Genomic DNA, 11,416 nt, shown 5'->3' with positions numbered 1-11,416 from the left:
GCCGGCGGGCACGCGGCCATGTTCAGCACCACCTCGGTGATGCCCAGGCCGCAGTAGCGGCCGGCGAGGTCGACGAACGCGTCGACCGAGCCCTGCCAGGGGTCCTTGGTGAAGCTGGTCAGATAGACCCGCTCCAGGTCCCCCGGGTCGCGGCCGAGCGCCGCGCACGCCTCGTTCAGGCGGGTCACCTGGTCGCGTACGGACGCCGTCGGCCGCGTCCCCGCTCTGCTCGGCGGCGCGCCGGCGGTCGCCGAAGGTCACCCAGCCCTGCCCGTGGGCGGGCGGTCAGGGCGAGCCCGCGCGGGCCGGTGGCCGCCACGGTGAAGGGGAGGCGGGGCCGCTGGACGCAGCCGGGGATCATCGGGGCCTCGACGGCCGAGTAGTGGGTGCCGTGGGAGGTGGTGGCCGGCCGGGTGAGCAGACGGTCCAGCAGGGGCAGGAACTCGGCGAACCGGTCGGCCCGTTCCGTCGGGCTCCAGGCGGGCCGGCCCAGGATGGTGGTGTCGTAGCCCTCGCCGCCGGCGCCGATCCCGGCGGTCACCCTGCCCCCGGAGATGTCGTCCAGGCTCATCAGTTCCTGGGCCAGGGTCACCGGGTGCCGGAAGTTCGGCGAGGCGACCATGGTGCCGAGCCGGATCCGCGAGGTGACGAGCGCCGCCGCGGCCAGGGTCGGCACGGCGCCCAGCCACGGACCCCCGCGGAAGCTCCGGAAGGCGAGGTGGTCGTAGGTGTAGGCGGCGTGCAGCCCCAGCTCTTCCGCGCGGCGCCAGTGCTCCTGCGCGGTGGGCCATCGGTAGACGGGGAGGATGACGGTGCTGATGCGCATCCGGTCAGGCTAGAGCGTGCGCGGCGCACGCGGCACGCGGCACGCCGCGCGCGCCGTCACCGGTTCGGCGGTGCGACGGTTTCCTCCGGCCGGCCGGAGGGGCGCGAACTGACGGGCTGCTGCCTGCCGGGGTGCACCCCGCTGGCGAGGAGGTGCTCCGGGAGCGGGACCGATCCGGTCGACGATCGGCGAACTCGCGTCGCGCTCCGGCTGCTGTGTAGGAGCTGATCGCCGATCTGAGCTGGAGAAGGCGGACGGGACAGCGGGTCCCGCCCGCGGCCGGCGGGGCTGACGGACGGCACGCCTCCTCATCCACCGAGGCGTGCCCGCCCCTCCCGCCCGGGGTGCTCGCCGACCGGCCACCGGTACGACGCGTCCACCGGGCACCGCCAGTACGGCCAGCCCTCCCCGTCGTCCTCCCGCACCAGATCCATGGGGTGCGGATGCCCGGCCCTGCACGGGGTCCGCGGCAGGCCGGCGGGGAGTTCCCGAAAGAAACGGTGAAAGGGCGGGACCGGGGCAAACCTCCCTCGTACCCTGAATCCATGCCCACCCCCCAACGGCGCCCGCACCCCCCGCACCGTCTTCGGCGAAGCCGCCGAGCAGTACGACGCCGCCCGCCCGGGCTATCCGGGACAACTCGTCACGGACATCCTGGAGTTCGCGGCAGACGGGCCCGGGCTCACGGCCCTGGAGGTCGGCGCGGGCACCGGCAAGGCCACGCTCGCGTTCGCCGCCCGCCCGGGCCTGACGCTCACCTGTCTCGAACCGGACCCCCGCATGGCCGCCGTCCTGTCCCGCAACTGCGCCACGGCCGCCCCCGAAGTCACCGTCGTCCCCCAGGACTTCGAGACCTGGGAGCGCGCCCCCGACCACCACCGCCCCTTCGACCTCCTCCTCTCCGCCCAGGCGTGGCACTGGACGGACCCCGAGGTCCGCTGGTCCAAGGCGAAACAGGTCCTGCGCGCGGGCGGGACCCTCGCCCTGTTCTGGAACGACTGGTACGTGTCGGACGACGACCTCCGCCACGAGCTGATCGCCGCCCACGAGCACCGGCTCCCCGAACTGCCCCCGCACTCCATCCTGGAGAAGGTCCCGCGCGGCTCGGTCATGGGCCCCGACTCGTGGGTCCCGAGGGAGCTCCTGGCCGACGGCGGCTTCACGGACCTCACGTACCTCCAGTACCCCACCGCGCACCACCGCTCGACGTCCGGACTCGTGGACGTCCTCTCCTCGCTCTCCTTCTACCGCTTGCTGCCGGAGGCGACGCGGGAGGCGGTCCTCGCGGACGTCGCCGGCGCCGTGGACGCCTACGGCGGCAGCGTCCGGCTGGACACCCGCACGGGCCTCTTCCTGGCCCGGACGGCATCCGGGCGGTATCCGGAAGGTAACCACCCCTCGGACTAACGTCGTGATCACCGACCGGGGACGGCCCCCGGCCGACGGATGCGAGGTGTACGAACATGTCCAGGATCATCGTGTTCGGAGCGGGCGCAGGGCGGGCCGGGCGGCCGTGGCGGAGGCGGAGCGCCGGGGCCACACGGTGACCGCGGTCGTGCGGAACCCGTCGAACCCCGGGGAGTCGGCGGGCGACGTCACGGACGCCGGGCATCATCGCGGCCCTCGCCGCCGGGCACGACGCGGCGATCCACGCCGCCGCAGACCTCTCCGCCGACCCCGCCGTCTTCTTCCCCACCGCGACGCGGGCCCTGCTCGACGGACTGACGCGGGCGGGCGTCGCCCGCCTGGTGGCCGTCGGCCTCGCGTCGTACCTCCCGGACGCGTCCGGGACGCCCCTGATGGACGCCCCCGGCTACCCCCAGGAGTACCGCGCGTTCATGGAGGGCCACCACGCCGGAGCGAAGGCCCTCCACTCGTCGCCCGACGCTCTCGACTGGGTCCTGCTCAGCCCGTCCGGCGACTTCGACCACGAGGGCTCCCGCACCGGGGCCTACCGCCAGGCACCGGGCGACCCGAACGCCCGCCTGTCGTACGCCGACTTCGCGATCGCCCTCCTCGACGAGATCGAGGCACCGCGCCATCACCGGACGCACGTGGGAGTGACCGCCCGGGACCGGACCTAGCGCCGCCCACTGCACGGCGATCCGGGCATAGGCGCAGGAGGTCTGGCCGTTCTCGTCACCGTAGTGGGAACGGCCCAGCAGGATCCGGTTGCCCGGGCAGGCGACGGGGACTGCGACGGATTCCTTCACGGTCCGGGTGCAGGCGTCGACGATGAGAGACACCGGCAGTCGCCTTCCGGTCGTTGTGACGCCGCAGGACCCGTCCGGTCACCCCAGCGCCGCCTGAACCCTGCGGACCATCGCGCCCGGCCGGTACAGCACATCGGCCGCCGTGAACCGCAGCATCTTCCGCACCTCCGGGCAGTCCGCCAACTCGTTGTAGCGGGCCGTGTCCCGCTGATGCTGCGCCCGGCTCCCGTGCCAGGCATATCCCTCGATCTCCACGACCAGCCCGCTCCCCCGGAAGAAGAAGTCGACGTAGACAGTCCGCCCACCCGGCGTGACGAACCGCACCTGCGTCTCCGGCGCCGACCCGGCATCGCGCATCCGCAACCGCGCGAGCGTCTCCACGGGCGACCCGGATCCGGGATCAGCCAGGGCCAGCCACTGCACGGCCCTTCTCCCGCCATGCATGCCCGCACCGTCCACCAGTGCGCGGCGGACCTCTTCCAGCGTGGTCAGTGGGATCCCTTCGGCGCGATCAAGTCCAGCCGCTCCGACTGGACTTCCGCATCGTGCAGCCTCGCCGCCGTCCAATGGCCGGCCACGAGCTCGGGCGCAGCCAGCTGATGGGCCCGGACGTGCTCACGCAGGCCCACCTCGATGCCGGGCCACGCGTAGGCTCCGGCGTGAATCCGCGTCCACCCCTGAACCTTCAGCCACCAGCGCAGCTTGTTCCGTGTCCACCCCAGCGACGTCGCCTGGGCCAGCAACACCACCCCTGTGCAGAAACGGTTTACGGGCATTTCGGCTACGAAGCGCCCGCCCCAGAACCTGCGACCACAACCATTCCGCCCGCAACCGTCAGATAGGCGTGGAGGGCTGCCGAAGCCCTCAGGCGGCCGAGGCTGCGGTCGTGGAGTTCCCTTTCGCGGGCGGCGAGTTCGCCCAGGACGTCGTCCGGACTGCCCGTGGAACACAGCGCCTCCAGGACGGTGCCGATGGCCGCCAGCGGCTGGTGGCCACGGCGGAGCAGGGCCACGATGTGGGCGGTCCGCAGCTCGGCGCGGTCGTACAGCCGGTATCCGGTACCGGGTTCGCGTACCGGCCGCAGCAGACCACGGGACTCCCAGAGCCGCAGCACGGGCGGCCGGACGCCGACGGCGCGGGCGGCCTCGCCGATACGGAGGGGGCTGCGGGGACCGTCGGGCGTCGCGGGCCACCCCGCGAGGGCCTCGCGGACAGTGGCCAACTGCGCCCGCTCCCGGGTCAGTTCCGCGTGGCCTGCGTCGATCGCGGCCAGCGCGGACTCGAGGTCGCCGACGTGGACGGCGCGCATGACCGCGGCGGGCGGTCGGCCAGCCGTGGCCCGCAGCCAACTCCCGTACCGCAACGAGAGCGTCGGCGTGCGCCCGGGTGAAGACCCGGTACCCGGCAGGGGTCCGCTCGACGGGCGGCAGGACGCCCGCCTCCACGTAGTTCCGCAGCTGCTGCACCGAGATCCCGGCCGAACGCGCCAGCGCACCGGCCCGCACCCGCCCCTGCGCTGTCACGGCTTCACTCCTGTTTGAGACTTTTCGGGCACGCTTCAGGGCCGGCCCGGGAGAAGGGCAGCAAAAGCCCCCAGAAGCACTTCAATGAAACCATTGATACCTGAATGGCCGGGAAGCCGAGGAGGCGACGACGTATATGAAATTCGTTCTCGAAGTCGACATGACGGGCGATGCGTTGGCGGACGACGCGGTGGGCGAGCTGGGCAGGATCCTCCGCTACTGGGCGGGAAACCTCCGGCACTACGCCCTCGCGCCGGGCGACGAGGAGACGATCCACGACTCGGCGTACGGGGAGGTGGGCCGCTGGCACGTCACAAGCGCGACGGGGTGAGGGGCTGACGCGCCAAACCCGTGGGACGGCATGGCGCTTCACGGGTTTCAGGCCCGCTATTGCTCCCGCTTCGCGACGAAGGAGCCCATGCCCGGCGTGGTGACGATCAGACCCTCTTCGCGGAGCGCCCGGGTGACCTTGCGGACCGTGAGCCTCGCGACGCCGAACTCCTGCTCCATCTGCTTCTCGGAGATCATGAAGTGCGGCGGGTACTCGCCGGTGGCGATGCGCTCCCGGAGCAAATCAGCGATCTGCGTCCACTTGGGACGGGTGGGATCAAAGTCCATCACATGCAACACCATATGTACGCGCACACATTCGAACATAGTCGCCTACGTCCACTCTCCCGCGCAACGGGCTATAGACAGGCACTTACCTGCTCCCCTAGCGTGACGCAACAGAAGACCCCCGCGACCGTCCGACCGGTCCGGGGGCATGGCCACCAGCTACACACAGGAGCTGACGACATGCGCCACCCTATCTCCCGCCTGCTCGCCTGGACGAGAGCCCGGTTCGGGCCCCAACCCCAAGCCGTCCACCTGGGCTTGAGCGCACCACCGCCCGCCCCCACCGATCCCCATCGCGTACGCAACCCCCACCACCACCGTCGTCTTCACCCCGCACGGCATCAACATCCGTCCACGCGGCCCCCATCCGCGCTGCACCTGCCTCGGCGCCGTCCACGACCTGGCTGCCGCCAACTCCCCGAACGGGGCCACCGCATGAGCGCCCCCGGCTGGGTGATCCAGCCGGAACTCGGCCCGGCCATGCCCATCATCTTCTCGATGCACTGCAGGTCCTGCGACGCCGCTTCGCCGCCCGACGCGGACTTCGAGCCCATGCACGACTGGACCCTGCGCCACGTCGCCGGAAACCCGGAACACACCGACTACCGCGAGGTCATCCACCGCACGTGGCGCGCCGTCGAGGCGCTCTGACACCTGCCCGGCCCCGGCACCCGCCGGGGCCGGGCAGCGGGCCACCACCCGATACCGTGAACCGACACGGGCCGGAGTACGCCGCACGGACGGAGGAGCCATGACCGCGCAGCACCACGAGCACCCCCCCGAGCTGATCCCACGGCCCGAGAAGACCTTTCCCGCCCTGCGAGCCGCCCTCGCCCGTGTGGCCCCCTCCCGGCTGGCCGAGTTCCAGGCGGACCGCGATCTGGCCTTCACCTCGGCCACCCAGCACAACGCGTTCCGCCCGATCCACCTCTTCCAGATCAAGTGGGCGACGGAGATCGAGATCGAGCGCCTCCCCCGCCTGTCGGCCCGCTACCGGGCAGCCCTGGACGCCGCGAACACGTTGGACCGCAGTGATCCGAAGTGGCGCGAGGCCATGGACGAATGCCTGGCAGTGCGTGACGAGGCCCGGGCCGCGGTGACCGATGGCTGATGCCTGGGGCTGGGAGTACGACCCCGATTCCGATTTCGTCATCGGCGGCATCGACAACCTCGCCTTCGTGGCGAAAGTCGAGGAACGAGCCGATGAACTGGTGCGCGCCGCCTCCGCCCTGTACCTCGGCGGAACGAAATACGACGGCATCTCGCCACTCATGCAGGAGGAGTCGATCGACGCCTCGGGCCTGTTCGTATACCAGGTCATCCCCCGCCACCAGCGGGTTTGCATCCGTCGCGTGATCTTCTTCGCCGCATAGCCCATGGCCCGGCCGGCGTCCCCCGGGGGACGCCGGCCGGGCCATGCAACCGTCGAGGTCACGCCGCCACCGCGACCTCCACCCCCGCGGGCTCCAGCGCCAGTTCGAGCACCTGGCGCACGTCCGACACCGGGTGGACGGACAGCTTCTCCAGGATCTCCGACGGGACGTCGTCCAGGTCCGGCTCGTTGCGCTTCGGGATGATCACGGTCGTGATGCCCGCCCGGTGCGCGGCCAGGAGCTTCTGCTTGACGCCGCCGATGGGCAGGACGCGGCCCGTCAGGGAGACCTCGCCGGTCATCGCGACGTCGGGGCGGACGCGGCGGCCGGAGAGGAGCGAGGCCAGGGCCGTGGTCATGGTGATGCCGGCGCTCGGGCCGTCCTTGGGGACGGCGCCGGCGGGGACGTGGAGGTGGACACCGCGTTCCTTGAAGTCGCCCACCGGGAGCTCCAGTTCGGCGCCGCGGGAGCGGAGGAAGGAGAGCGCGATCTGCGCGGACTCCTTCATCACGTCGCCGAGCTGGCCGGTGAGGGCCAGGCCCGCCGCGCCCGTCTCCGGGTCGGCCAGGGACGCCTCGACGAAGAGGACGTCGCCGCCCGCGCCCGTCACCGCCAGGCCCGTCGCGACGCCCGGGACGGACGTGCGGCGTTCGGCCGGGTCCTGGGCCGACTCGGGGGTGTGGTGCGGGCGGCCGATCAGCGGGCGGAGGCCGTCCGCGCCGATCGTGAACGGGAGGTCCCGCGAACCCAGTTCGTGCTGGGCGGCCACCTTGCGGAGCAGCCGCGCGAGGGCGCGTTCCAGGGTGCGGACGCCGGCCTCCCGGGTGTACTCGCCGGCGAGGCGGCGCAGGGCGTCGTCGGACACCACGACCTCGTCCGCCGTCAGGCCCGCCCGCTCCAGCTGCCTCGGCAACAGGTGGTCGCGGGCGATGACGACCTTCTCGTCCTCGGTGTAGCCGTCGAGGCGGACCAGCTCCATGCGGTCGAGCAGGGCCTCGGGGATGGACTCCAGGACGTTGGCGGTGGCGAGGAAGACCACGTCGCTCAAGTCCAGTTCCACCTCCAGGTAGTGGTCGCGGAAGGTGTGGTTCTGGGCCGGGTCCAGGACCTCCAGCAGCGCCGCGGCCGGGTCGCCGCGGAAGTCGGAGCCGACCTTGTCGATCTCGTCGAGCAGGACGACGGGGTTCATGGAGCCCGCCTCCTTGACGGCGCGGACGATGCGGCCGGGGAGCGCGCCGACGTACGTACGCCGGTGGCCGCGGATCTCCGCCTCGTCGCGGACGCCGCCCAGCGCGACCCGGACGAACTCGCGGCCCATGGCCTTGGCCACGGACTCGCCGAGCGAGGTCTTGCCCACGCCGGGCGGCCCGACGAGCGCGAGCACCGCGCCCCCGCGGCGCCCGCCGAGCACGCCCAGCCCCCGGTCGGCGCGCCGCTTGCGCACCGCCAGGTACTCGGTGATCCGCTCCTTGACGTCGTCCAGGCCCGCGTGGTCGGCGTCGAGCACCGCCCGCGCGCCCGGGATGTCGTACGCGTCCTCGGTCCGGCGGCTCCACGGCATCTCCAGGACCGTGTCGAGCCAGGTGCGGATCCAGCCGCCCTCGGGGCTCTGGTCGGAGGCGCGCTCCAGCTTGTCGACCTCCTTGAGGGCGGCTTCCCTGACCTTCTCGGGGAGGTCGGCGGCCTCCACCCGCGCCCGGTAGTCCTCGGACTCGTTCTCCGGGTCGCCGTTGAGTTCGGCCAGCTCCTTGCGGACGGCCTCCAGCTGGCGGCGGAGCAGGAACTCGCGCTGCTGCTTGTCGACGCCCTCCTGGACGTCCTTGGCGATGGACTCGGCGACGTCCTGCTCGGCGAGGTGCTCGCCGAGTTGTTGGGCGGCGAGCCGGAGGCGGGCCACCGGGTCGGCGGTCTCCAGCAGTTCGACGCGCTGCCCGACGGTGAGGAACGGCGAGTAGCCGGAGTTGTCGGCGAGCTGGGAGACGTCGTCGATCTGCTGGACGCGGTCCACCACCTGCCAGGCGCCGCGCTTGCGGAGCCAACTGGTGGCGAGGGCCTTGTACTCCTTCATCAGCTCGGCGACGGAGCCGGGGAGAGGGTCCGGGGTGAACTCCTCGATCACCGTGCCCTCCACCCAGAGGGCGGCGCCCGGGCCCGTCGTCCCGGCGCCGATGCGGACGCGGCGCAGGCCGCGGATGAGCGCGCCGGGGTCGCCGTCGGAGAGGCGGCCCACCTGCTCGACGCTGCCCAGCGTGCCGGTGCCGGCGTAGGTGCCGTCGAGGCGCGGTACGAGCAGGACCTTCGGTTTGGCGCCGTCCCGCGCGGCGGCCTGGGCGGCCTCCACGGCGGCGCGGACCTCGGCGTCGGTCAGGTCCAGGGGCACCACCATGCCCGGCAGGACCACCTCGTCGTCGAGCGGCAGCACGGGCAGGGTGAGCGGTGCGGACGTCGAAGCCATGATCTCCCCTTCGGCAGGCAAGTTGAGCTGTACCGACTCAATGCTTGCCGTGGCGGGGATGTTCCCCGCGCCGTGTTCGCTGTGAGCGATCAACCCCTCGGGCGGCCCGCCCGGGGAACGCCCGGCGGTAGTCCGTCGGGGTGACGCCGAAGTGCAGCGTGAAGTGGCGGCGCAGGTTGGCGGCCGTGCCCAGCCCGCTCAGCTCCCCGACCCGCTCGACCGGCAGGGCGGTCGCCTCCAGCAGCGACTGGGCGCGGGACAGCCGTTGGGCGAGCAGCCACTGGAGCGGGGTGGACCCGGTCGCGGCGTGCAGCCGGCGGTAGAAGGTGCGCGGGCTCATCCCGGCGCGGGCGGCCAGGTCGTCGACGGTCAGCGGCTCGTCCAGCCGCTCGGTGGCCCACTGGAGGACGGGCGCCAGCCCCTCGTCCCCGCTCGACGGGACGGAGACCTCGACGAACTGGGCCTGCCCGCCGGGCCGGTGCGCGGGGACGACCAGGCGGCGGGCGAGCTGGTTGGCGACGTGCGCGCCCAGGTCCCGGCGGACGAGGTGGAGGCAGAGATCGAGGCCAGCGGTGACCCCGGCGCTGGTCAGGACGTTGCCGTCGTCCACGTAGAGCACCGAGTCGTCCACCTCGACCTCGGGGTGGCGGCGGGCGAGGGCCTCGGTGTGCATCCAGTGGGCGGTGGCCCGGCGGCCGTCGAGGACGCCGGCGGCGGCGAGGGCGAAGGCCCCGGCGCACAGCGAGACCATGCGCGCACCCCGGTCCGCGGCGCGCCGCAGCGCGCGCAGGAGCTCGTCGGGCAGTTCGCGCTCCCCGTCGACGCATGCCTCCGGAACCGACGGGATGATCACGGTGTCCGCGCCGTCGAACCCCTCCAGGCCGTACGGGGTGCGCATGGTGAAGCCCGCGGGGGCGGGCACCGGCCGGTCCGGGGACGGGCCTGCGGCGCAGAGCCGCAGGTCGTACCAGGGGTCGGCGAGATCCGGATGCGGGATGCCGAAGACGGTGCAGACCACCCCCAGTTCGTACAGGTCCCAGAAGGGGACGTCGTCGTCGATCACTGCCACGGCCACGGAACCAGCGCTCATGATCACGAGAGTAGTGGCAGGAATTTTGCGCAGGTAGGCAGTCCTGCCACTGTCGGGCCGCCGACGGCGCTGCGAAGGTGATGACCACTTGATCAAGTCCCTCGTACAACTCCCTTGAACCACACGGAGAAACATCCATGAGCGCGAACGTGACGGTCCTCGGTCTCGGCTCGATGGGGACGGCGCTGGCCGGTGCGTTCCTGTCGGCCGGCCACGGCACGACGGTCTGGAACCGCACCCCCGGCAAGGCCGGCGCCCTGGTCGCGAACGGCGCCGCGGAGGCGTTGGACCCCGCGGCGGCGGTGACCGCGAGCGAGCTGGTCGTGGTCTGCCTGGCGACCTACGGGACCGTCCACGAGGTCCTGGACCCGGTGGCCGACGGCCTCGCGGGACGGACGCTCGTCAACCTCACCTCGGGCACCCCGGAGGAGGCCCGCGAGATGGCCGCCTGGGCGGCCGGGCACGGCGCCGAGTACCTCGACGGCGGGATCATGACCACCCCGCCCGGCATCGGCAACCCCGAGTTCATGCTGCTCTACAGCGGCGAGCGGGCCGTCTTCGACGTCCGACGCCCGGCCCTCGCCGCGCTCGGCGACCCGGTGTACCTGGGCGCGGACACCGGCCTGGCCTCGCTGTACGACACGGCGCTGCTCGGTCTGATGTGGTCGACGCTGACCGGCTGGCTGCACAGCGTGGCGCTGGTCGGAGCGGACGGCGGGGAGACCGCAACCGCGTTCACCGAGGTCGCGGACCGCTGGATGAAGGCCGTCGGCTTCTTCATGAACACCTACGCCCCGCAGGTGGACGCCGGGAAGTACCCCGGCGACGACGCCACCCTCGATGTGCACGCCGCGGCGATCGAGCACCTCGTCCACGCCAGTGAGGCGCGCGGGATCGCGTCCGGCCTGCCGGAGATCTTCCGGGACCTGGCCCGGCGCGGTATCGAGGCCGGTCACGGCCGGGACAGCTGGGCCCGCCTGGTGGAGCTCGTCCGCGAGGGCGGCCGGAAGTGATCACTACCGTGCGGACGGACACCGACTGGGCCGGGCTCGTCCTCGATGCCGCCGGGCGCTGCACCGCGTTCCTGGAGGACGCGGGCGGCGACTGGTCGCGGCCCGCCGGGCGGCTGGAGTGGTCGGGCCACGCGACGCTCGACCACCTGGCGCTGGGGCTGACCGGATACGCGGGGCTCCTCACGGCGAAGCCGCGGGACCGCTACATCACCCTGTTCGCCTCGCTGGACCCCGGGGCCCCGGTCTCAGCGCGACTGGAGGGCATCCGCGTCGCGGCGTCGTTCCTCGCCGCCGCCGTCCGCTCC

The 11,416-nt window shown here is 72.6% G+C and carries 14 protein-coding genes and 3 pseudogenes; 8 read left to right on the top strand and 9 right to left on the bottom strand.

The window, feature by feature from the left end; all coding sequences use genetic code 11:
* A pseudogene (locus ABD794_RS12470) lies at positions 1 to 826 on the bottom strand (LLM class flavin-dependent oxidoreductase); the annotation flags it as partial.
* Positions 827 to 1,134: 308 nt separating this feature from the next.
* Positions 1,135 to 1,260 carry a hypothetical protein gene (locus ABD794_RS12465; RefSeq protein WP_344963127.1) on the bottom strand — a complete coding sequence of 42 codons (126 nt, stop codon included), beginning with the start codon at positions 1,258 to 1,260 and terminating at the stop codon, positions 1,135 to 1,137.
* Positions 1,261 to 1,363: 103 nt separating this feature from the next.
* On the opposite strand from ABD794_RS12465, the gene ABD794_RS12460 reads away from it, so the two are divergent.
* Together ABD794_RS12460 and ABD794_RS12455 are read left to right on the top strand one after the other, a co-directional pair.
* Positions 1,364 to 2,233 carry a class I SAM-dependent methyltransferase gene (locus ABD794_RS12460; RefSeq protein WP_344963130.1) on the top strand — a complete coding sequence of 290 codons (870 nt, stop codon included), beginning with the start codon at positions 1,364 to 1,366 and terminating at the stop codon, positions 2,231 to 2,233.
* Between the two features lie 203 nt (positions 2,234 to 2,436).
* The gene (locus ABD794_RS12455) at positions 2,437 to 2,910 is read left to right on the top strand and encodes an NAD(P)-dependent oxidoreductase (protein WP_344963128.1); all 474 of its coding nucleotides are present in this window, start codon (positions 2,437 to 2,439) and stop codon (positions 2,908 to 2,910) included.
* Between the two features lie 207 nt (positions 2,911 to 3,117).
* On the opposite strand, the gene ABD794_RS12450 is transcribed toward ABD794_RS12455, so the two are convergent.
* From ABD794_RS12450 to ABD794_RS12435, 4 genes and pseudogenes are all read right to left on the bottom strand, one after another.
* Positions 3,118 to 3,462 carry a hypothetical protein gene (locus ABD794_RS12450; protein ID WP_344963126.1) on the bottom strand — a complete coding sequence of 115 codons (345 nt, stop codon included), beginning with the start codon at positions 3,460 to 3,462 and terminating at the stop codon, positions 3,118 to 3,120.
* Positions 3,463 to 3,527: 65 nt separating this feature from the next.
* Positions 3,528 to 3,788: a hypothetical protein gene (locus ABD794_RS12445; protein ID WP_344963132.1), complete on the bottom strand. Its 261-nt coding sequence runs from the start codon at positions 3,786 to 3,788 to the stop codon at positions 3,528 to 3,530.
* 32 nt (positions 3,789 to 3,820) lie between these two features.
* Positions 3,821 to 4,348 carry a MerR family transcriptional regulator gene (locus ABD794_RS12440; protein ID WP_344963124.1) on the bottom strand — a complete coding sequence of 176 codons (528 nt, stop codon included), beginning with the start codon at positions 4,346 to 4,348 and terminating at the stop codon, positions 3,821 to 3,823.
* Between the two features lie 82 nt (positions 4,349 to 4,430).
* Positions 4,431 to 4,484 (bottom strand): annotated as a pseudogene (locus ABD794_RS12435) (hypothetical protein); the annotation flags it as partial.
* Positions 4,485 to 4,698: 214 nt separating this feature from the next.
* On the opposite strand from ABD794_RS12435, the gene ABD794_RS12430 reads away from it, so the two are divergent.
* Positions 4,699 to 4,893, top strand: coding sequence for a hypothetical protein (locus tag ABD794_RS12430; RefSeq protein WP_344963122.1), 195 nt, complete (start codon positions 4,699 to 4,701; stop codon positions 4,891 to 4,893).
* Positions 4,894 to 4,949: 56 nt separating this feature from the next.
* On the opposite strand, the gene ABD794_RS12425 is transcribed toward ABD794_RS12430, so the two are convergent.
* Positions 4,950 to 5,180, bottom strand: coding sequence for a GntR family transcriptional regulator (locus tag ABD794_RS12425; RefSeq protein ID WP_425586006.1), 231 nt, complete (start codon positions 5,178 to 5,180; stop codon positions 4,950 to 4,952).
* A gap of 180 nt (positions 5,181 to 5,360) precedes the next feature.
* On the opposite strand from ABD794_RS12425, the gene ABD794_RS12420 reads away from it, so the two are divergent.
* From ABD794_RS12420 to ABD794_RS12410, 3 genes are all read left to right on the top strand, one after another.
* Positions 5,361 to 5,831 (top strand): DUF7848 domain-containing protein, encoded by a 471-nt coding sequence (locus tag ABD794_RS12420; RefSeq protein WP_344963118.1) that lies wholly within the window; start codon positions 5,361 to 5,363, stop codon positions 5,829 to 5,831.
* Positions 5,832 to 5,931: 100 nt separating this feature from the next.
* Positions 5,932 to 6,291 carry a hypothetical protein gene (locus tag ABD794_RS12415; RefSeq protein WP_344963116.1) on the top strand — a complete coding sequence of 120 codons (360 nt, stop codon included), beginning with the start codon at positions 5,932 to 5,934 and terminating at the stop codon, positions 6,289 to 6,291.
* Positions 6,284 to 6,553, top strand: coding sequence for a hypothetical protein (locus tag ABD794_RS12410; RefSeq protein WP_344963114.1), 270 nt, complete (start codon positions 6,284 to 6,286; stop codon positions 6,551 to 6,553). The genes ABD794_RS12415 and ABD794_RS12410 overlap by 8 nt, the downstream gene beginning before the upstream one ends.
* Positions 6,554 to 6,611: 58 nt before the next feature.
* On the opposite strand, the gene lon is transcribed toward ABD794_RS12410, so the two are convergent.
* Positions 6,612 to 9,008 (bottom strand): endopeptidase La, encoded by a 2,397-nt coding sequence (lon, locus tag ABD794_RS12405; protein ID WP_344963112.1) that lies wholly within the window; start codon positions 9,006 to 9,008, stop codon positions 6,612 to 6,614.
* Between the two features lie 37 nt (positions 9,009 to 9,045).
* Positions 9,046 to 10,083, bottom strand: a complete 1,038-nt coding sequence (locus ABD794_RS12400; RefSeq protein ID WP_425586007.1) for a helix-turn-helix domain-containing protein — start codon at positions 10,081 to 10,083, stop codon at positions 9,046 to 9,048.
* A gap of 152 nt (positions 10,084 to 10,235) precedes the next feature.
* Between ABD794_RS12400 and ABD794_RS12395 the strand changes: the two genes are divergently transcribed.
* Positions 10,236 to 11,111: an NAD(P)-dependent oxidoreductase gene (locus tag ABD794_RS12395; RefSeq protein WP_344963109.1), complete on the top strand. Its 876-nt coding sequence runs from the start codon at positions 10,236 to 10,238 to the stop codon at positions 11,109 to 11,111.
* 8 nt (positions 11,112 to 11,119) lie between these two features.
* A pseudogene (locus ABD794_RS12390) lies at positions 11,120 to 11,416 on the top strand (maleylpyruvate isomerase N-terminal domain-containing protein); the annotation flags it as partial.

The organism is Streptomyces thioluteus (genome assembly GCF_039535865.1).
The sequence above is the reverse complement of the archived record's forward strand: the minus strand, read 5'-3'. Positions and strand labels throughout refer to the sequence as shown.

What these genes read in the sequence shown, in the direction of transcription:
- ABD794_RS12425 (WP_425586006.1), bottom strand. Translation starts at nt 5,180, where the DNA reads ATGGACTTTGATCCCACCCGTCCCAAGTGGACGCAGATCGCTGATTTG.
- lon (WP_344963112.1), bottom strand. Translation starts at nt 9,008, where the DNA reads ATGGCTTCGACGTCCGCACCGCTCACCCTGCCCGTGCTGCCGCTCGAC.
- ABD794_RS12395 (WP_344963109.1), top strand. Translation starts at nt 10,236, where the DNA reads ATGAGCGCGAACGTGACGGTCCTCGGTCTCGGCTCGATGGGGACGGCG.
- ABD794_RS12420 (WP_344963118.1), top strand. Translation starts at nt 5,361, where the DNA reads ATGCGCCACCCTATCTCCCGCCTGCTCGCCTGGACGAGAGCCCGGTTC.
- ABD794_RS12410 (WP_344963114.1), top strand. Translation starts at nt 6,284, where the DNA reads ATGGCTGATGCCTGGGGCTGGGAGTACGACCCCGATTCCGATTTCGTC.
- ABD794_RS12440 (WP_344963124.1), bottom strand. Translation starts at nt 4,348, where the DNA reads ATGCGCGCCGTCCACGTCGGCGACCTCGAGTCCGCGCTGGCCGCGATC.
- ABD794_RS12415 (WP_344963116.1), top strand. Translation starts at nt 5,932, where the DNA reads ATGACCGCGCAGCACCACGAGCACCCCCCCGAGCTGATCCCACGGCCC.
- ABD794_RS12465 (WP_344963127.1), bottom strand. Translation starts at nt 1,260, where the DNA reads ATGGATCTGGTGCGGGAGGACGACGGGGAGGGCTGGCCGTACTGGCGG.
- ABD794_RS12430 (WP_344963122.1), top strand. Translation starts at nt 4,699, where the DNA reads ATGAAATTCGTTCTCGAAGTCGACATGACGGGCGATGCGTTGGCGGAC.